Here is a 19,305-nt window from a genome sequence, read left to right as displayed (position 1 = left end):
CCACCGGCCTGCCCCCACCTCGCTCACCAGCCCGAAACGACCGAAGCCCCGTCACCTGACGGAGCATCGGCCACTACCTACGGATTCGGGTCAGACCTGCGAGAACACGGCCATGCACGGAATCTTCGGCCCCGTTGGGTGCCGTTGCTGACCGCCGCCTACCGCTCCGACTGGCACGTAGTGGCACGGCCGGTCACAGATTCAGGACCAGGCGTCATGGAGGTCCTCGGGTGTGAGGGTGGGGACGCCGTCGGCGGTGCAGCCGCTGCGGGTGACGGCGAGCAAGGGGGTGGTGTCGTCGGCGCCGGGAAGCTGGGAGCGGTGGGTGATGAGGCGGGCGAGGTCGCGGTTGTCGAAGGGCTTCTTCTCCAGCCACTTGACCGAACCCACGAGGGTGATCTTCTTGGCGATGGGGGAGTGGTCGGCTCCGACGATGTCGATCTCCGGGTCGTTGGTGCGGGTCCAGTAGCCGCCGATCGCATGGGTGCCCGCGGGCAGCTGTCCTTCGTCGGAGCCCAGTCGCCACAAGGCTTCGCGGATAACGGGCTCGATGGCCCTGCCCCGCCAGGACGTCCAGCTGGCACGGATGGTGTCGAGGACGCGGTCACCACGGCCGCGTTCGACCGCGGGGATGCCGGGGCCGATGAAGGAGAGCCAGAAGCGCAGGTACGGGTCGTCGATGCGATAGCGGGTCTCACGGCTGGGTTTGGTGGAAAGGGGTAGTTCGGCGGCGACCATGCGGCGGGAGGCGAGGAGTTCCAGTGAGCGGGATACCGAGCTGGGGTTGAGTCCGCCGGCGGCTCTGCCGATCAGTGTGAAGGTGCGTTCGCCGTGGCCGATGGTGCCCAGGACGGTGCGAGCCTGCGCCTCGGTGGGAAACTCGGCAGCCAGGGTGCGTTCGCCGCTGACCAGCAGGGCGGAGGTCGGTCTGCGCAGGGCCAGTTCGAGGTACTCCCACAGCCCGGCGCCGTGCGGCCATTCCTCCAGGATGAGCGGGAGCCCGCCGGAGATCAGGTAGGCGTCGAAGGCGTCGGCGGGCGGCAGATCGAGCATCGAGGCGACCTCTGCCGGATTCAACGGCGGCACGACCATCTCGGTGCCCCGCTGGTAGAAGGGGCGCCCGTAGGTGTTGAGCTGTTCCATCATGGCGATGTCGGAGCCGATGAGGATGAGCAGAACGGGCAGCTTCGACAACGTCCGGTCGAACGCCTTCTGCAGCGCGCCCTCGAAGCTCGGGTCCTCGCGTACGAGGTAGGGCATCTCGTCGAGGACCACCACGCTGGGAGAGTCGGTGGGCAGCGCGGAGGCGAGCATGGTCAGCGCGGCGTCCCAGGTCAGCGGGGCGGCGAAATCACCGAACCGCGCCGCGTCGGGAAGCCGGGAGGCCGTCACCTCGGCGGCGAAGCCCGCCAGATCCTTCTCGCGGGAGCCGCCGATGGCGGTGAAGAACACATGCGGCAGCCCGGCCTGCTCCAGGAACTCCTCCACCAGGCGGGACTTGCCCACCCGGCGGCGTCCGCGGATCAGGACGGCCCGCCCGGGCCGTCCGCTGCGCCCGCCGGTCTTCACTGGCTCCAACAGGTCGTCCAGAAGGGCGAGTTCGGTGCGGCGCCCGATAAATCCGTTCACGGCAGTTCACCTCCATGACATGGCCCTTGATACTTCTATTCAAGATACTCTCATGAAGAGAAGTATTGTACATATGCGGAGAGTGATGATGGAGGCTGGTGGCATCGGCTTTCGGTGTCCCCCTGAGTGTCGGGGCTCGCGGATCGACGAGGCGAAGTCGGCCCCCGCTTGTGGCACATGAAGGGTGCGCACCTCAAGGACGACCTACGAAAAAAGCAAGCCCCAGGTCTCTGACCTGGGGCTTTCGTGGAGCGGGTGACGAGAATCGAACTCGCGCTCTGAGCTTGGGAATCGCTCGGCACTCAGGCATCAATATGCAACCTGACCGGCGGAAACAGCCTGGCACTTCCCGGATTCGAGTGTTCTATCGGCACCTGTGCTGACCCCTCTTTACCGCTGCTACTGGCACGTTGTGGCACGGTCACAGCACGGGCGGCTCGCGGGATCGTCGCCTGGCGGGCGACGTGGGAATCGGGCTCCGTACCGGCTACGTAGAACCTCGGTGGTCTGCGACATGACCGCCGTCGAGTGCTGAGGTGCCATGTCCGCGACCGACACGTTTCCCGAGAGAGCTAAGACCTTGCCGAGTGCAGCGGCGGCGTCCTCGGCACGCCAGTACGGCACAGTGATGCTGTCTTCGTCGCCGAAGGCCGACAGGTCGATACCGGTGCCTGAGTGGCCCATCCGGCGATCCCTGCTCGTACTCCGTGACGTTCACGTCACCCAGCAGAGTCCGGGCTCGTGTCACTATGCGCTGCCAGGTTCCGAGTAATCGGTGCGTTGTCCTCGGCGGTGTCTTGTAGCGCCTCCAGGACCTTTTCCCGGGACTGCACGTCGCGTCGCTGGTGCAGCTGGTTGATGCTCTCCGGCGGGCGCGCTAACGGCGCACTGACTTGTTGTTACGTGTCGTCTCTGCCGTGTCCGTGCACGCGATAGCCCATTTCGTCAGGGTGGCGCATGACTCGTGCTAGACGCCATGCAGCATCGTAGGAAAGGCGACCGTGTTCTCGTACACGCAGCCGCAGGGCCAACATGCTGGTGAGAGGGTCAAGCGCCCAGCGCAGCGCAGCTATCTTCACTGTGCCTCGCCCGACAGCAGGGCGAGGCGATGGGCCGTGTTCTCGTCTCCGAACGCGCGGACAGCGTCGCTGAGGATGATGAGCAGCTCCTTGCGCCCCTCTTCCGTCAGGTCGCCGACGAAGGTGTGAAGAAGCTGCGCGACAGTCACCCATTGCTGTCCCGGCTGCCATTGGCGGACCTCGCGCACCAGTTCTTCGAGGTTGGTGGCCGTCGGCGGCCCCCCAAGCCGGGGCCAGTGCTTGGATTCTCCTTCCAGGAGGCCGTAGAGGCGGGCAGCGGCTGGGTTAGCGAGGATTTCCTCCCGGAGGAACGTCTCACGGGCCTGGGCCTGTCGCCGTGCCAGGTCGTCCAGCTCGTGTTCGCGCGTGAGGCGTTGCTCCTTCCGGCGGTACTCCTGCCGCAAGCGTTCTGCGAGGAGAGCGGCCTCGCGCGTGCAGTCGTCCACGCTGATGCGTACCTGGACATCAGTCACCACGACACCGTCGTCTGCGAGGGGTAGCTGTTGCCGGACAGCGGTAGCGATGTCTTGCTCGGCCGCTGTTGGCCGCAGGACGTCACAGCGTCTGGCTGCCTTCTCGACCTCTTGCCTCGTGAGGGCTGGTGCTGTGTGGGGGTTTGTTGCCAGCATGGTGGAGTCGATTTGGCGCCGCCACGTCACTCGGATCTCGGCCGTGAACGACAGCGTTGGGTCTGAACTTTTGGGACGGTCCGTGAAGACGGATGTCCAGCCGGGGTTGTTTTCTGCGTCGGAAGCACGCCCCGTGGGGCCACGGCGTCTCATGGTGCGTCGACCTTCACAGCGGTCGAAGGTTGCTCGCCTGGCATTCTGGGGGACTCCTGCTGCGCGGGCGGATGACTTCGTCGCGTGGTGAGGTCCTGGTCGAGCAGAGCGGACAACTCGATCTTGAGCCCTTCCTTCTCCGCGGAGTAAGGGCGGTCTTGCCCCTGAACCCACCACTGGGCGGAGGTGCGCAGAGCCTCGCGAAGGGGCGGTCCTGCAGCCCCGGGAACATTCACGGCCTGGCGCAGGGTGTCGAAGACGACGGATTTGAGTTCGTGCCTTTGCAGCGCAGCATCGAGCCACGTGAAGACGGCCTTGTCGAGGTCCCGCTCCCCTGTCGGCCCCGCTGCCTGGCGCAGTAAGGTGCGCCAGCCGGTCACGAGCCCTTGCTGGGTTGGCCGGAAGGCGTCCTCCTCATGTGGGTTCTCCTGGGTCATTGCTTGGAGGAGTGGTGGCAGGCCGGCCACCTCAGGCGGGGAGTTCAGGGCCAGCGCGGTGAACGTGCGGTGCCCGACGGTCTGGCTGAGCGTCTCCGATTTGCACCAATCGACGACGTACCCGAACAACATCTGCCGGATGGTGGCGTCCTCCCATAAGACGCGTACCGCTTCGCGCAGCGTGTCGATCACATCAGGATGACCTTGGGCGGCCACATTCCTGAGTCGACGGAGTGCCTTAGCCGTATGCCTGCGACCAAACGCACCCGTACAGACCTCTACAACGGCTCTTTGTAGATGAGGCTGGTTCCGGCTCGACCAGGCCAGCAGCATGGAATGGATGTAGGGCGCGCTGGCAGCGTGGATGGCCGCGGAGTCGAGGAGCTCAAGAGCCAGAGGCCACAGCTCTTTGCCAGCTGCAGGCTTATACCACTCCTCAACGATCTGCTCCAGCGGGGTCTGGCGACGATGTCGAACGGCCCATCGCAGAGCGAACTGCCCCACGCGCTTGGCCAGGGCAAGTCGACCGTCCCTGCTGACGATCTCCAGCGCTTCTCTGCTCCTGCCGGTGTCGACGACGGGTGCCTGCGCGAGCCACCTGAGGAAGGTCGTACGAGCCAGGGGGCGATCGTTCCAGAAGTACTCGATGACGGCGTCATCCCAGTTCGGGCGGATGAAGGTGAGAGTGCCGTCATCCTCGCGTCTAGCTTCGATGGCCCTCGTCATGGCGATAACGCCGGGTTCCCGCTGCCCATCGATCTCGACTTTTACGTCGCCGAGTTGCCCGGTTAGCTCAGCCGCCTTGGCGTACACATGCCCGACGGGATCGCCCCGGAGAACAGCTGCGGTTAGCAGGAAGTTGCGCTCGAAACTTGTCCGAGATCGATTCTCGGGCTCGTGCCAGCCGTAGAGTGCGTCCTCCCAGTTGCTGTGGGCGGCAACGACATTGGCCACCTGCTCTTCAAACGCCAGCCGGCCGGAGCCGCCCTGCTGGTGCCTGAAAGCCTGGGCTGAGGCGGCGGCATCCGTCACAGCGGACTGCGCTGCCCGGTGCTGTTCAAGCATGAGGTACACGAGGTTCAGCACGTCGGTTGGGGTTTGGCCAGTAAGCAGAGGCTTGATGTCCTTGTGCTCAAGCCAAGGGGCCGCTGGAAAGTCCGGCTCCCGACCGAGCAGCCACCGTTCGGCGATGTCACGCGGCCGCACGGACCCCAATTCCGGTGCGATGCCATCTGGCACACCGTGGCTGATACGCCTCCATTGCTCGGGGCGGGTGAGGACGATCAACCGGCAGTTTCGTCGCTGTAGGCGCTCGACGAGTTTGTTCAGGCTGCCGCCGAAAGAGTCGTCGACGGCGAAGTCATCTTCGTCGGGCGGAAGTTCCAGCAAGAAGCCGCAATGGCGGTCGTGCGGCAGCCGTCTTGTCGGGAAGTGCTTGGATCCACCGAAGGACAGCGGCCGTACTTCGGTGATGATGCCGTCGTCCAGGAGATGCGCGAGCAGTGCGTAAGCGGTGAAGGTCCGGCTGTTGTTCGGCGGGCGACTGAGGACGAGTACGGAGCCTGACGTACGCAGGGCTTTCAGAGCTTGCGCGAAAGGGCTCGGCGCCAGTCGGTCCTCACGGTGGGGTTCTGCGTACACCTGGCGGGCTACGGCCAGGTACTCAGGTGAGATCGGGGCGTGCGAGTCAAGCGTCTGCTCGTATACGTACTTCGTACCGATCTGTTCGCCGTAGAGGTTGGAGGCCCATTGCAGGACGGCGGCCTGTCCGACCGCCTCCACAGATTCGCGCGTCGGCGCCCCTGCCGTGGAAGGCCGCAGGAAGCGGTCGTCGGAGGCCGGGCCGGCGGCCGTGGTCTCTGCCGGCGTTCGGTTTACCCAGGTGGCCGACGCAGCGATACTGGGCGGCTCGGACGGTGGAGGTGGCAGTTCGTGCGGGCTGCCCGGTTCGGGGCCTGGGTCTTGTTGTGTCGACGCGAATTGACCTGGGGGCTGCTCGCCCTCGTGCACCTCATCGCCTCTGGGCGGAGACGAGATCTGCCGCGGACTCGCTCTGATGCGGCCGTCGTCGAAGTTCATGGTGTCGCCGTCCTCAGCCGATGGTGCCTTCTACCTCGATGCCGACCTGTTCACCTGTCTCCTCGATGGTCACGGCCTCTTGGTCGACGCGTGCCCGCCCGCGTTCCGTGATGTCGCCGCCGACGCGCATGCCGACCTGCTTGCCATAGAGGGAATCGGCCCGCTGTGAGACCTCTACGCCAGGACGGTCTGCATTCCTCTCTTCGCCGAAGGGCAAGCGGCGCCCGTACACCTCCTCCAAGTCCCGGCGAAGGCGACCCAGAACCTCCCTCAGTTCGGTGTCATCGCCCTGGAGGAACTCGGGTCGCGACAGGTAGACGCGGAGAGCGCCGTGTGCCCCGGTGATACGGGCGACACGTTCGTCGGTGAGTGAGGGGGCTCTGACGAGTAGGGGCTGCGTCTGCCCCGGTGTCTGCTCCGGCTCGTCGATCGGAACTCGACCTGTTCGTCGGTCCAGCACTGCACTCGCTCGGTCGAAAAGAAATTTGACCGCCTCGGTGAGCACCGTCCCGGCCAGTACAGGAAATGCCAACGGATCCATGTGCGCTTCCTCCCCCTACCCCGTGGGTCTGCGAGGCGGTCGCACCGTCCATTGGTAGATGCGACTGGCACTTACGCAGACAAAAACGGAGTTCACCGTATAAGGATGATCATTGCGCAGGACAGAGAGAAAACTGGCCGCATGTCGGAGTGGCCGATAAGGCGACATTGACAACGGGTGGCCACCTGTTGACAGGGGGTGATTGCTTGAGTGGAGGGTGTCGCTTACATCCCTCTCGTCGGCCGGCGGCTGGAAGTGCACGATGTTCGAAAGGCGTTCGGGGGGCGCCACTGGCTGGTTCCTGCCACCGTCAGTCGCAGGGCTGCCCTTGTGGCCTCATTTCACCAAAAACGGGAGAGGGGCCTGGTGATCTGCGTGGGCAGGTAGGTCGCAGCAGGGGTTTTCCCATGTCCGCGAGTGCCATCTGCCCCGGATTCGGCTGCGCCCTCCTGGGAGCCGGACGTTGCAGTCGGCTCCCAACTGGGTACCAGAACGGCCTCGCGAAGCGGATCGGGCCCGGTACTGATTTCTCGGTGCCGGGCCTGACCTGATATTTCGGCTGTCGGAGGGTTCGGGACTCTTGGTTGCCCGGTCGCAGCGAGTGGCGGCGGTAGCCCCTGTCTGACCCGTTGCGAGGCCACTTATGGCGCCCGGACCAATAAGAGGTCTAGACAACAAGGAAGCCCCGGGCCATTGACCTGGGGCTTACGCGTGGAGCGGGTGACGAGAATCGAACTCGCGCTCTGAGCCCCGGAAGCTCAGAGTTGGCTCAACTTTCCGGCAATCCCGCAGAAGCAGTTGGACGGGACATGTATCGCCTCCATAGGGTCGCGAGTATGCCCGACATCACCCTGACCACCCTCGTTGTCCTGTGCCTCGCCGCTGCCGCCGCGGGCTGGATCGACGCGGTGGTGGGCGGCGGCGGGCTGCTCCTGCTGCCCGCGCTGCTGCTCGGTCTGCCGCACGTCCCGGCCGCGCATGTCCTCGGCACCAACAAGGCGGTGGCCATCGTCGGTACCTCGGGCGCCGCCGTGACGTACGTGCGCAAGGCGCCGGTGAAGGTCGGGACGGCGGTGCGGATCGGGCTGATGGCGCTGGCCGGATCGATGACCGGTGCCTTCTTCGCCGCCGGGATCAGCAGTGACGTGCTCCGTCCGGTGATCATGGTGGTGCTGCTGGCGGTGGCGGCGTTCGTGATGCTGCGGCCGCAGTTCGGCAAGGAGGCGGACGGAGGTACGGACCGGAAGGTCACCCGGGCCCGTACGGTCACCGCGATCGTGCTGGTCGGCGGGGGCATCGGCTTCTACGACGGGCTGTTCGGGCCGGGCACCGGCACGTTCCTGGTGCTCGCGCTGACCGCTGTGCTCCACCTCGACCTGGTGACGGCGTCCGCCACCGCCAAGATCGTCAACGTCTGCACCAACGCCGGCGCCCTCGCGATGTTCGCCTACCAGGGCAGCGTGCTGTGGCAGCTGGCCGCGCTGATGGCGGTGTTCAACCTGGCGGGTGGGCTGCTCGGTGCGCGGATGGCGCTGCGCAAGGGCAGCGAGTTCGTCCGTGGTGTGCTGCTGGTCGTGGTGTTCTCACTCGTCGCGAAGCTGGCGTTCGACCAGTGGGCCTAACGGCCTCCCCGGCGGTAGGGAGCCCACTCCCTGTCGTGGGGGAGGCCGTAAGGGTGTGCGACCGGCGTCAGCGCACTCCGGTGAGGTGCGCGTACGCGACCACGTTGCCCTGGTAGCCGGTTTTCGGTGAGAAGCCGCCGCCGCAGGTGATCAGCCGCAGCGAGGCGAACGACGAGGCGCCGTACACCCGCCGGTCGGGGAAGTTCGTGTTCTTGTACACCTCGATGGCGTCGAGCGAGAAGACGGCGGTGCTCCCGTCCTGCCGGACCACCTCGACGGTGCTGCCCTTGGCCAGGGTCCCCAGGTCGTAGAAGACGGACTGTCCCTTTGCGTTGTCGACATGACCGGCGACGAGCGCGGTGCCCTTGGCGCCGGGTGGGGTGCCGTCCTTGTACCAGCCGACGACGTTGCGGTTTTCGGCCGGCGGCACGTCGAGGCTGCCGTCGGACCCGAGCCCGAGCCGGATCATCGGGGCGTCCACCTTGATGCTGGGGATACGGAGACGGACGGGCGTCGAGGGCCGCAACGGGGCGGCGACGGGCGAGCCGGGCTGCGCTCCGGGACCGGCGGCGAAGGCCTGGGCGGTGGTCGGCTGCGGCGGTACCAGCACGGTGCCGGCGCCGTGCTGGATCAGCCAGACGCCGACCAGCGCTGCGACGGCGACCAGCCAGCCCTTGGCCTTCTGGAACACGGTCGTCCTCCGGGGTGTCGTCCTCCGGGACGGGGAAGGACGTGAGGAAGGAAGTGGGGGTCCCGTCCCGGTGACGCGCGGCCACCGGGACGGAATCGTGGCGGTACGGGGACGTGGGTACGTCCCCGTCAGCTGTCCGCCTGCGTGCCGCTCGCCCGACGACGCAGGAGCCAGGCTCCGCCGACGGCGGACGCGGCGAGAACGCCGGCACCCGCCGCGATCTGGGAGGTGTCCGGGCGGATGCTGCCGCCTACACCAGTTTTGACGTGCCCGGAGGGAGAGGTGGGCACGGTGGAGCTGTCGCGGCCTTGGCCGTTTCCGGTGTCGCGGCCTTGGCCGTTCCCGGTGTCGCTTCCGGTGTTGCGGCCGGTCCCGGTCCCGTTCCCGGTGTCGCGGCCTTGGCCGGTCCCGGTCCCGTTCCCGGTGTCGCGGCCTTGGCCGTTTCCGGTGTCGCGCCCGCTCCCGTTCCCGGTGGAGTTGCCGACGCCGAAGGGGTTCTGGTTCCCGAGGAGGCTCTCGCCCCTGGCTGCCAGGTCGTCGAGGGAAGGCACCGAGTTGCCGCTGCCCGTGTTGCCGCCGGAGCCGTTATCCTCCACGGTGCCGGCAGGGGAACCCGCGGCGGCGTACTTCGCGGTGTCCGCCGCCTTCACCCGCAGTGTTCCGGTGACCTCTCTGCCGCTCTCGCAGGACACGTCGATGCTGAACGGACCGGCATGGGTCTTCTTCGGCACCGTGAACGTGCCGACCACCACCTTCTCGCGGGTGGTGGACGCCAGCGTGAAGTCCCCCGCTTCCAGGGAGTTCGCATCCCCGGCGGCCTTCGCGTCGTTCCCGCAAGCGGTGGTGTTCACCGTGACCGTGGTGCCCGGAGCCGCGTCCGCCGGGGATATCTCCAGCTGACCGACGTCCCCTGCATACGCGGACGGCGCGGCGGTGGACAGGCCGAGCGTGGCAGCGGCGAGTGCTGCGGCGGCGGCGCCGGTCACGAGGCGGGCAGGACTGCGCATGGGGGTTCCTCCGAGCAGAGGCGCTGGCGGGTATCTCCTGATGCAGAGCTAACGGGCGGCGCGCCACCCATGCATGCTGACATCGGGTCAGCTTTCACTCGACCGGTCCGGGCCGGGCTCCTTGTCGAGAGATAAGCGTGCAGGTCACAGCGGGGATGGGAGGGCAGGCGGCCGGCCTCGCGACACACCGTGCTGATCGGGTGACGAGCCACGAGGAATGGGTGCCGTACGTCACATGCATGACCTCGTCGGCCCCGGGCACACGCATGACACCCCCCACGGGACGGCTTTCCCCCCGCCGCCCCAGGCCGCCGCCCTCATCGGACCCACCCCCCTGGGCCCGATGGGGGCGGTCCCGTCACTCGGGGGCGAGGGCGGTCCAGGTGACGGTCGGCGGCCGGACACGGGCGCAGAGAGGCTGCCCCTTGGCGTCGGAGAGGCGCAGGCGTGCGGTGAGATGTCCGGAGCGCGCGGCGGCATCGAGCACGGTCGGATCGATGTCGCCGAACATCAGCTTGGCCCGCCGGAACATGGAGAAGACGCCGTGGTCGTCCACGGTGCCCCAGGACAGATAGACGAAGCGCCCGCCGAGCCGGTTCTGCACATACGGCCCGGTGACCGTGATGCCGTCGTCGGTCGAGGTGGCCGTGCAGTCCAGTGTCCATCCGGCCGACGGTGCGTCGCCGGGGTGCAGGCCCAGCAGCTCGCCGGGCCTGTCCTTGCGCTGTACGCCGACGTGGATGTTCCGGGCGCCGGGGAAGTCGCTGTCGGGCCCGCAGGTGCGGCCGGGGAGGTCCGAGCCCTCGATGTGGATCTGCATGGGCCCCATGCTCCCCTCTCAGACGGTGTCCCAGGGCGCAGCCTCGTACGCCGACCCCACCCGCTTCATGAGTTCCTCGTCGACCACGAACTCCGTGTCGTCGATCCGCCGGATCGGTGTGATTCCCTGCGAGTTGGTGAGGAATGCCGACCGGTAGGCGCCGATCCTGTCCAGCGTCACCGGGCGCCGTACGGACTCGAGCCCGGCGCCCGGCAGTTCCTGCTCCAGCAGGGCCATGGTGATGCCGAGCAGTGCGGGCGCGTCGGGCCAGACGACCGAAGTGCCGTCCCAGAAGGCGACGTTGGTGATCGCCCCTTCCGTCACCGTCCCGTCCGGTGCGATCAGCAGCGCCTCGTCGAAGCCGGAGCGTCCGGCGAGCTGCCGGTAATAGGTCTGGCCGAAATCGCCGGGGCGCTTGATGTGCGGGACGGTGCGGACATACGGAACGGACATCAGGCAGTGCGGTTCGGTGGACTTCTGCGCCGGTCCGCGCACGGTGACCATGACGGTCGTCCCGGTGTCGCCCGGCGGCAGGAAGGCGTGCACCCGGGTCGAGGCGTCCCGTACCCCGGCGCCGTCCAGCGCGTGCCGGATCAGCTCGCGCACCCGGCCGCCGTCGAGCCCATGGCTGAAGAGTTCCCGGTTGGCGGCGTCCAGCCGGGCCAGGTGGAGCGTGAGGCCGCGTACCTTCCCGCCCCTGACCTGCATGGCGGTGAAGTGACCGTAGTCGGAGAAGGCGGGGATCCGGAGATCCGCCTCCGTTGCTGCGCGTCCGTTGAACTCGACGTACAGGGGCGCGGCGGTCGTCATGTGTTCCACCGTACGCCGGAGAGGTGAGCGGCAGCGCTTGACCTCAACCAAGGTTGACACACGAGTCTCGCCGCATGGAACTCACCACAGCACCCCTGAAGGTCGCGGTCATCCTCGCCAGCAATCGCGAGGGCCGCTTCGCCCCGGTCGTCGCCGACTGGTTCCTCTCCCGTACCGCCGGTCACCCGAGCATCGAGACCGACCTGATCGACGTCGCCGAACTCGAGCTCCCGTTCGCGCTCACCTACCGCCCGGGACCGGACGTGCAGGCCCGACTGGCGAGAGTGTCGCCCAGGTTGGCCGCCGCCGATGCCTTCGTCGTGGTCACGCCCGAGTACAACCACTCGTACCCCGCCCCGCTGAAGAACCTCATCGACTGGCATCACGCCGAATGGCAGGCCAAGCCCGTCGCCTTCGTCTCGTACGGGGGAGTGTCGGGCGGTCTGCGGGCCGTCGAACATCTTCGCCAGGTCTTCGCCGAGCTGCACGCCGTCTCCCTCCGCGACACCGTGTCGTTCCACAACGCGGGCGCTCTCTTCGACGACGAGGGCCGGCACAAGGACCCCGCGGCCGTCGACGCGGCGGCGAAGACTCTGCTCGACCAGCTGACCTGGTGGGGGAGTGCGCTACGGGACGCCAAGGCGGTCCGCCCGTACGGAGGCTGATCCCTTCTCGGCTGGACGCAGGTCCCGGAGCGAGTGCTTCCGGGACCTGCCCCTGTCAGTCGATGATATGTCATGTCCATGCTGACTCGGGGATCGAGGGGAGGGCAGTGGGCCGGAGCACCCGGACAATCGACGAAGAAGGAAGCCCGACAGGCAGAAGATCCGAGAAGAACCGAGGAGACCGACGGTGACATCGCCGGCATGGCTGACCGTACTGACCACCACGGACAGCGAGGAGAAGGCCCACGCCCTGGCCCAGGGGGCGGTGGAGGCACGGCTCGCCGCGTGCGCGCAGATCTCCGCGCCCGTCACCTCCGTCTACCGGTGGCAGAACGCCATCGAGACCACCGAGGAGTGGCAGGTGCTGTTCAAGACGACGGCCGAGCGCTACGACGAACTGGAGGAGCACCTCCGGGCGGCGCACGACTACGAGACCCCGGAGATCATCGCCATGCCGGTGGTACGCGGAAGCGCCGGCTACCTCGCCTGGCTGACGTCGGAGACAACTCCGATCACGGCCCTCTGACCATGCCGCAGACCGCCCCCGAACTGCCCTTCTTCGTCTACGGAACGCTGCTCCCCGGCGAACCCAACCACGACCCGTTCCTCCGCGGCCGGGCAATCGCGGAACAGCCCGCCCTGCTGCCGGGTGCCCTCCTCTACGACGGCCCCGGCTACCCGTACGCGATCGAGGGCGACGGCGCCGTGCAGGGCGCGCTCGTCACCGCCGCGCCCGCGAGCTACGCCGAGCTGCTCGTACAGCTCGACCGGCTGGAGGAGTACGCCGGTCCCGGACATCCGGGCAACCTGTACGAGAGGGTCGCCCGAGAAGTCCGTCTCCCGGCCGGGAAGCCACCCGGCACCGGAACCGTCCGCGCCTGGGTCTATCTCGCCGCCGCTCCCGTCGCCCGCTCCCTCCGCTCCAACGGCACCCTCATCCCCGGAGGCAGCTGGCTCACCCGCCGGCAGCCTCCACCCGCACCGCGCACACCTTGAACACCGGCATCCGCGGCACCGGGTCCAGCGCCGGGTTCGTCAGCGTGTTGGCCCGGCCCTCACCCGCCCAGTGGAACGGCATGAAGACGGTGTCCTGCCGGATGGCCCCGGTGATCCGGGCAGGCGCCACCGCCCGCCCCGGCAGCCCGCGGTCGTGGCCGAAGGCCCGCCGGTGCGCGGCGGCCGCCGACGACATGCAGAACCGCCCGTTGTAGTCGATCTGAGGTCGGCCGGTGCCTCATCCCTCAGGAGGTGTCCTGGCCGTCAGCGCCTCCCCGACCCCGGGCTCCTCCGGCCCCAGGAAGTGCGGGTCCGGCTTGAACATCGCGTCCAGCGCCGCCTTCCCCGCCGCGAACACCTCCCGCGTCCCGCCGTAGTACCAGGTCACATCGTGCTTGGCGTCGACCCCGACGCCGTACGCATCGATGCCCGCGGCCCGGCACAGCGCGATCGCCCGCCGGATATGGAACCCCTGGCTCACCAGCACGGCCCGGTCGATACCGAAGATCTTCTTGGCCCGCACGCAGGAGTCCCAGGTGTCGAACCCGGCGAAGTCGCTGACGATCCGTCTGTCGGGCACCCCGTGCGCGACGAGGAACGCCCGCATGGCATCGGGCTCGTCGTAGTCCTCGCGGCTGTTGTCACCGGTCACCAGCACGACCCTCACCTTGCCGTCCCGGTACAGCTCGGCGGCGGCCCGCAGCCGGTTCGCGAGGTACGGCGACGGCTTCCCGTCCCACAGCCCCGCGCCGAACACCACGGCGACCTGCTGCGCGGGTGCCTCCGCGGTCGTCCGGACACGGGCGTCGGCCACGGAGTACATCCAGGTGGTGGGTGCCAGCCCCAGCACACAGGCGATCATGACCCCTTGCACGGCCCGGCGCTGCCCACGCCGCGTGCGCGGCCACAGCCGCCCCAGCCATTGCGGCCGCTTCCCTCGCATCGGAGCCCCTTGTCAGTGTCGGTGCGTCACCTGGTCGGACGAGTATCAGGGCACAAGGGTTCTCCACCCTGCGAACTTCTTCGCCGACGAGCCGTCGACGCGCTCCTGGTGAACCACTGACGAGCCGTCGACGCGTCGCGCATCATGGCAGCCATGAACCTCCCGAGCGCCCGAACGCCCTCCGGCGACTGGGTGACCATCGCCGCGTACGAGAACGTGAACGGCCGCCCGCACCCGGCGGCCGCCGTCCGCGCCTGGCTGCGTGACCGGGGCATCGACTGGATGCCGTTCCCGCTCGGCGACGTGCAGTGCGACCTGGCCTGTGGCCCCGGTCCCGACGGGCACTGGCACGGCTGGTTCACCGTCCGCATCCGCGCAACAGCTCTCCTCCCGCTCGGCCTTCACCCGGGTCAGCCCTGGTCGCAGCCCAACTCGCCCTCGCCGCCGCGCTGGTGGCATGCGGCGGCGGAGCGTGCCGTACGCCCACCACGCCAGGATCCAGCCCAGTAGCATCGTCCGATGCTGCTTCCCCGGATGATCGCCTCCGACCTCGACGGCACTCTCCTGCGGGGCGACGGGACCCTCTCGCCCCGCACCCTCCGCGCCCTGCGCACGGCCGAGAGCGCCGGTGCGGAGGTCGTCCTCGTCACCGCCAGACCGCCCAGATTCGTCGACCGGCTCGCCGACGCGACCGGGCTGGCGGGGACGGCGGTATGCAGCAACGGCGCGCTCGTCTACGACATCGGGACGCGTACGGTCGTCTCCTCCCGCGCCCTGTCCGTCGCCGTCGCCCGGCGCGTGGCCACGGCGGTCGCCGCCGCCGTGCCGGAGGTGGGATTCGCCCTGGAGACCGGCAACCAGGTGCTGTACGAACCGGCGTATCGGCTGCGCATGTCCGAGGACATCGACGCCGAACTGCCCGTACCGTCCCTCGCCGACCTGTGGCTCACCGACGTGCCTGTCACCAAACTCCTCGCCTGGTCCGCCCGGCTCGACGCGGACACCCTGCTGACCGCCGCCCGCGAAGGGGCGGGCGCGGCGGGCCGCGAGGTGCAGTTCACCCACTCCGGCGGACGCGGGCTCCTGGAGATCAGCGCGTCCGGAGTCACCAAGGCGGGCACCCTTGCCGAGCTCTGCGCCGGGCGCGGGATCGACGCCACGGAGGTCATCGCCTTCGGTGACATGCCCAACGACCTGACCGTCCTCGACTGGGCGGGCATCGGCTACGCCATGGGCAACGCCCACCCGGCCGTGCTCGCCGCCGTTCCCGCGCACACGGTGTCCAATGAGGAGGACGGGGTCGCGCACGTCCTGGAGGGCCTCTTCGGGCCGCCGGCCGCTCCGTGAGCCCGCGGCAAAGACCCGTCACCCCTGCGCAACGACCCGGCAACCTACGTCCTGCACCATCGGTCCATGACGGAGTCGGCATCGGCACAACCCCGTGAGTCCCTGCCTCTCGACAGCACAGCGCAACTGTTGACCCGCATCACCGCCCAGCTCGGCACCCAGCTCAGCCATGTCTCCCTGAACGGAACGCGCAGGCCACCCATACACCGCACCATCCGGCCCGCACCGGGCACCACCACTGCCCCGCCCTCGTTGCCGTCGCCCACGGCAGCCGGGACCCGCAGGCGCTGCGCACGGTCGTGAAGCTGCTGGAGCGGGTACGGGAACTGCGTCCCGGCCTGGACGTCCGGCTCGGGCACATCGAGCTGAACGAACCGCTCCTGCCGTCGACCCTCACCGGCATGGGGTCCGGCGACGCCGTACTCGTACTGCTGCTGCTGCTGCTGCTGCTGCTGCTGCTGCTGCTGCTGCTGCTGCTGCTGCCGCCGCCGCCGCTGCCGCCCCCCGGGATCGCTGCGGCTCCGCTCGGCGCACACCCAGCGATGGCGCGGCTGATCCTGCACCGGTACGACCGGGCGCCGGCCGGCCAGGCACGTTCCGGGGCACGTGAGGCGCATGAATCCGCGGCGAACGGGCCTCTCCTGGCGTCCGCCTGAGCCGTCTTGTCGGTCCGGCCGATTACTGTCGGAACCATGGACGGTACGCAGGGCACACAGGACCACGGCACCGCGCCCTACGGTGCTGCCGACGCCGAGCGCTGGGACACCGAGCCCGACAAACGGCCCGGTCGCACCGCCTTCCAGCGGGACCGCGCCCGCGTGCTGCACTCCGCCGCGCTGCGCAGACTCGCCGGGAAGACCCAGGTCGTCACGCCCGGCACCCGCAGCCTCGCCTGGGACGCCAGCCCCCGGACCAGACTCACCCACTCCCTGGAGTGCGCCCAGGTCGGCCGGGAGCTCGGGGCCGCACTCGGCTGCGACCCCGACCTGGTCGAGACGGCGTGCCTGGCGCACGACTTGGGGCACCCGCCGTTCGGGCACAACGGCGAGCAGGCGCTCAACGACTTCGCCTCGGACTGCGGGGGCTTCGAGGGCAACGCCCAGTCGCTGCGGCTGCTGACCCGCCTCGAACCGAAGCGGTTCGTGCGCGATGTGCGGACCGGCGAGCTGGTCAGTGTCGGGCTCAATCTGACCCGGGCCGCGCTCGACGCCGCCACCAAGTACCCGTGGCCGCGCGGCGCCCACCCCACCGACCCCGGCTCGCCGAAATTCGGGGTCTACGAGGACGACCTGCCGGTCTTCCGCTGGGCCCGCCAGGGCGCCCCGCTCCACCGCAAGTGCTTCGAGGCCCAGGTGATGGACTGGTCCGACGACGTCGCGTACTCGGTGCACGACTTCGAGGACGGGCTGCACGCCGGTCACATCGACCCCAACTTCCTCTTCGCCGAGCCGGAGCGCCGCGAGATCTGGTACGTCGCGATCGGACGGTACGTCCCGGCCGACACCGACCCGCAGGAGCTGGCCGACGCCCTCGACCGGCTCATGGCCCAGGAGTGGTGGCCGCACAGCTACGACGGATCGGCCGTCGCCCAGGCCCGCCTGAAGGACGCGACGAGCCAGCTGATCGGCAGGTTCTGCCTCGCGGCCGAGACCGCCACCCGGCAGGCGTACGGGCACGGCCGCCTCGGACGGTACGCCGCCGAACTCGTCGTCCCCCGCGAGGCGCGCAGCGAATGCGCGGTCCTGAAGGCGGTGGCCGACCGCTATGTGATGCAGCGCTCCGAACAGGAGGCGATCCGTGCCGAGCAGCGGATCGTCATCGCCGAACTGGCGGCGGCGCTGACCGCGCGCGCCCCGGAGGGCCTGGAACCGCAGTTCCGCGCGCTGTACGAGCACGCGCCCGACGACCGCGCGCGCAAGCGGGTCCTGGTCGACCAGATCGCCGCCCTCACCGATGCGTCGGCCCGCTCCCTGAACACCTCGCTCACCTCGCGGGGGCGGTGGTCGCGGGAAGGGTGAGAGCCCGGCGGGCCCGGTCCGCGGGCCGCCGTCCGCGGGACTCCGTGGCGGGCGGTGGTCCACGCGTGTCCCACGGGGGCGGCAGGCGGGGCCATCCGCAGGGGGCGTCTCCGCCGGCACGCACCCGGGGCCCCTCGCAGGCGGCTCCCTCGGGCATGTCCTGCGGCAGTGGGGCGCGGCGATGACGCACAGCAATGCCGCAGGTGATGTGCTGGGAGCACATACCGCACTGCGCAGGGGAGCCGGGCCGCCGTGAAAGCAGCTGTCTCACAGCACACCCCATGCCACCGGCCCACTCCGGCCCCGTATCCGGGTGTCGCCGGCTCCGTCCGGGGGACCCTGCTCTGCGTGGTGCCGGTCCCGGTCGGCAGACTGGCCTGTGACCACTGGGTGTGACTTGATCGGGGTACACCCTCTTTCGCCATCACGCTGCGTGCGGGACGCTCGCAGTTGGCGGCGCCGCGCAGCAAGCACCGAGGAGGCATCAAGTGGTCGACGCACATCGCACGTTCGTCATCGTCGGCGGAGGACTGGCAGGAGCGAAGGCGGCAGAGACACTCCGGTCGGAGGGGTTCAGCGGCCGGGTGATCCTGGTCGGCGATGAGCGTGACCATCCGTACGAACGGCCTCCCCTCTCCAAGGGCTATCTGGCCGGCAAGGAGGCACGCGAGAGCGTATTCGTCCACGAGACGGCCTGGTACGCGGGCGCCGATGTGGAGCTGCACCTCGGCACGCCCGTCACCGCCCTGGACCGTGACGCCCGCTCCGTGGAACTCGGAGACGGCACGGTCATCCACTACGACAAGCTGCTGCTCGCCACCGGCGCTGAACCGCGCCGCCTCGACATTCCCGGTACGGACCTGGCGGGCGTCCACCATCTGCGCCGTCTCGCGCACGCCGACCGGCTGAAGAACGTGCTGTCCGCGCTCGGCCGCGACAACGGCCATCTGGTGATCGCCGGAGCCGGCTGGATCGGCCTTGAGGTCGCGGCGGCGGCCCGCGGATACGGCGCGGAGGTCACCATCGTCGAACCGGAGGCGACCCCGCTGCTCCGGGTCATCGGCCCGGAACTCGGCCAGATCTTCACCGAGCTCCACAGCGACCACGGCGTCCGCTTCCACTTCGGCCGCAAGCTCACCGAGATCATCGGCCAGGACGGGATGGTTCTCGCCGCCCGCACCGACGACGGCGAGGAACACCCCGCCCACGACGTGCTCGCCGCGATCGGCGCCGCACCCCGCGCCGCCCTCGCCGAGGCCGCCGGTCTCGACATCGCGGCCCGCAGCGACGGCGGCGGCATCGCCGTCGACGCCTCGCTGCGCACCTCCGACCCGCACATCTACGCGGCCGGGGACGTCGCCAATGCGCTGCACCCGCTGCTCGGCACCCGGCTGCGCGTGGAGCACTGGGCGAACGCGCTGAACAGCGGCCCGGCCGCGGCCCGCGCCATGCTCGGCCAGGACGTCAGCTACGACCGGGTGCCGTATTTCTTCTCCGACCAGTACGACCTGGGGCTCGAATACTCGGGCTGGGCGCCGCCGGGCTCGTACGACCAGGTCGTGATCCGCGGGGACGCGGGCAAGCGGGAGTTCATCGCGTTCTGGCTGAAGGACCGCAGGGTGCTGGCCGGGATGAACGTCAATGTGTGGGACGTCACCGAGACCGTGCAGGAGCTGATCAAGGCCGGCCGGCCGGTCGACGCGGACGCGCTCGCGGACCCGTCGGTACCGCTGGAATCCCTGGTCTGAGAGCCTGTCGGGTGACCTTCGATCGGAAAGCGGACGCGGTCTGGTGCGTGCGATTCCAAGGCGCTGGAAGGTCCTCGGATGGGGTCTCCCC

19 protein-coding genes and 1 pseudogene are annotated in these 19,305 nt (G+C 69.0%); 10 read left to right on the top strand and 10 right to left on the bottom strand.

Features of this window, described 5'->3' with window-relative positions:
- Positions 1-201: 201 nt before the first annotated feature.
- The 4 genes from ACWD6R_RS35720 to ACWD6R_RS35705 form a co-directional block, all read right to left on the bottom strand.
- Positions 202-1,629, bottom strand: coding sequence for an ATP-binding protein (locus ACWD6R_RS35720; protein ID WP_451822547.1), 1,428 nt, complete (start codon positions 1,627-1,629; stop codon positions 202-204).
- 1,075 nt (positions 1,630-2,704) lie between these two features.
- Positions 2,705-3,184 (bottom strand): hypothetical protein, encoded by a 480-nt coding sequence (locus ACWD6R_RS35715; RefSeq protein WP_451822546.1) that lies wholly within the window; start codon positions 3,182-3,184, stop codon positions 2,705-2,707.
- A gap of 302 nt (positions 3,185-3,486) precedes the next feature.
- Complete coding sequence (locus ACWD6R_RS35710) at positions 3,487-6,006, bottom strand: hypothetical protein (RefSeq protein WP_451822545.1); 2,520 nt, start codon at positions 6,004-6,006, stop codon at positions 3,487-3,489.
- 13 nt (positions 6,007-6,019) lie between these two features.
- A complete protein-coding gene (locus tag ACWD6R_RS35705) occupies positions 6,020-6,547 on the bottom strand; it encodes a hypothetical protein (RefSeq protein ID WP_451822544.1) in 528 nt (175 codons plus the stop codon).
- Positions 6,548-7,383: 836 nt separating this feature from the next.
- Between ACWD6R_RS35705 and ACWD6R_RS35700 the strand changes: the two genes are divergently transcribed.
- Positions 7,384-8,169: a sulfite exporter TauE/SafE family protein gene (locus tag ACWD6R_RS35700; RefSeq protein WP_406419241.1), complete on the top strand. Its 786-nt coding sequence runs from the start codon at positions 7,384-7,386 to the stop codon at positions 8,167-8,169.
- Between the two features lie 67 nt (positions 8,170-8,236).
- Here ACWD6R_RS35700 and ACWD6R_RS35695 read toward each other — a convergent pair whose 3' ends face one another.
- The 4 genes from ACWD6R_RS35695 to ACWD6R_RS35680 form a co-directional block, all read right to left on the bottom strand.
- A complete protein-coding gene (locus tag ACWD6R_RS35695; RefSeq protein ID WP_451822543.1) occupies positions 8,237-8,860 on the bottom strand; it encodes a class F sortase in 624 nt (207 codons plus the stop codon).
- A gap of 128 nt (positions 8,861-8,988) precedes the next feature.
- A complete protein-coding gene (locus ACWD6R_RS35690; RefSeq protein ID WP_451822549.1) occupies positions 8,989-9,867 on the bottom strand; it encodes a hypothetical protein in 879 nt (292 codons plus the stop codon).
- Positions 9,868-10,225: 358 nt separating this feature from the next.
- Positions 10,226-10,687 carry a DUF5990 family protein gene (locus ACWD6R_RS35685; protein ID WP_451822542.1) on the bottom strand — a complete coding sequence of 154 codons (462 nt, stop codon included), beginning with the start codon at positions 10,685-10,687 and terminating at the stop codon, positions 10,226-10,228.
- An 18-nt stretch (positions 10,688-10,705) separates the two neighbouring features.
- Positions 10,706-11,497, bottom strand: a complete 792-nt coding sequence (locus ACWD6R_RS35680; protein ID WP_451822541.1) for an aminotransferase class IV family protein — start codon at positions 11,495-11,497, stop codon at positions 10,706-10,708.
- Between the two features lie 74 nt (positions 11,498-11,571).
- Between ACWD6R_RS35680 and ACWD6R_RS35675 the strand changes: the two genes are divergently transcribed.
- From ACWD6R_RS35675 to ACWD6R_RS35665, 3 genes are all read left to right on the top strand, one after another.
- Positions 11,572-12,162, top strand: a complete 591-nt coding sequence (locus ACWD6R_RS35675; RefSeq protein WP_451822540.1) for an NADPH-dependent FMN reductase — start codon at positions 11,572-11,574, stop codon at positions 12,160-12,162.
- A gap of 187 nt (positions 12,163-12,349) precedes the next feature.
- Positions 12,350-12,688, top strand: a complete 339-nt coding sequence (gene cutA / locus ACWD6R_RS35670) for a divalent-cation tolerance protein CutA (RefSeq protein WP_451822539.1) — start codon at positions 12,350-12,352, stop codon at positions 12,686-12,688.
- 2 nt (positions 12,689-12,690) lie between these two features.
- Positions 12,691-13,158 (top strand): gamma-glutamylcyclotransferase family protein, encoded by a 468-nt coding sequence (locus tag ACWD6R_RS35665; protein WP_451822538.1) that lies wholly within the window; start codon positions 12,691-12,693, stop codon positions 13,156-13,158.
- Here the strand turns inward: ACWD6R_RS35665 and ACWD6R_RS35660 are convergent.
- Both ACWD6R_RS35660 and ACWD6R_RS35655 read right to left on the bottom strand, forming a co-directional pair.
- Positions 13,118-13,297, bottom strand: a pseudogene (locus ACWD6R_RS35660) (molybdopterin dinucleotide binding domain-containing protein); the annotation flags it as partial. The gene ACWD6R_RS35665 and the pseudogene ACWD6R_RS35660 overlap by 41 nt on opposite strands.
- A 99-nt stretch (positions 13,298-13,396) precedes the next feature.
- On the bottom strand, positions 13,397-14,101 hold the full coding sequence (locus ACWD6R_RS35655; RefSeq protein WP_451822537.1) for a SanA/YdcF family protein: 705 nt from the start codon (positions 14,099-14,101) through the stop codon (positions 13,397-13,399).
- Between the two features lie 153 nt (positions 14,102-14,254).
- On the opposite strand from ACWD6R_RS35655, the gene ACWD6R_RS35650 reads away from it, so the two are divergent.
- The 6 genes from ACWD6R_RS35650 (at position 14,255) to ACWD6R_RS35625 (ending at position 19,214) form a co-directional block, all read left to right on the top strand.
- Positions 14,255-14,611 (top strand): hypothetical protein, encoded by a 357-nt coding sequence (locus ACWD6R_RS35650; protein WP_451822536.1) that lies wholly within the window; start codon positions 14,255-14,257, stop codon positions 14,609-14,611.
- A gap of 24 nt (positions 14,612-14,635) precedes the next feature.
- The gene (locus ACWD6R_RS35645) at positions 14,636-15,448 is read left to right on the top strand and encodes an HAD family hydrolase (protein ID WP_451822548.1); all 813 of its coding nucleotides are present in this window, start codon (positions 14,636-14,638) and stop codon (positions 15,446-15,448) included.
- A gap of 66 nt (positions 15,449-15,514) precedes the next feature.
- The gene (locus ACWD6R_RS35640) at positions 15,515-15,751 is read left to right on the top strand and encodes a hypothetical protein (protein ID WP_451822535.1); all 237 of its coding nucleotides are present in this window, start codon (positions 15,515-15,517) and stop codon (positions 15,749-15,751) included.
- Complete coding sequence (locus ACWD6R_RS35635; protein WP_451822534.1) at positions 15,748-16,104, top strand: hypothetical protein; 357 nt, start codon at positions 15,748-15,750, stop codon at positions 16,102-16,104. The genes ACWD6R_RS35640 and ACWD6R_RS35635 overlap by 4 nt, the downstream gene beginning before the upstream one ends.
- Positions 16,105-16,140: 36 nt before the next feature.
- Positions 16,141-17,466 carry a deoxyguanosinetriphosphate triphosphohydrolase gene (locus ACWD6R_RS35630; protein WP_451822533.1) on the top strand — a complete coding sequence of 442 codons (1,326 nt, stop codon included), beginning with the start codon at positions 16,141-16,143 and terminating at the stop codon, positions 17,464-17,466.
- A gap of 488 nt (positions 17,467-17,954) precedes the next feature.
- Entirely contained in the window at positions 17,955-19,214 is a 1,260-nt protein-coding gene (locus ACWD6R_RS35625; protein WP_451822532.1) for an NAD(P)/FAD-dependent oxidoreductase, read from the top strand.
- Positions 19,215-19,305 lie beyond the last annotated feature (91 nt).

This window comes from Streptomyces sp. NPDC005151 (genome assembly GCF_053599875.1).
Note: the sequence above shows the minus strand (reverse complement) of the source record. Positions and strands in the feature narration are given on the sequence as shown.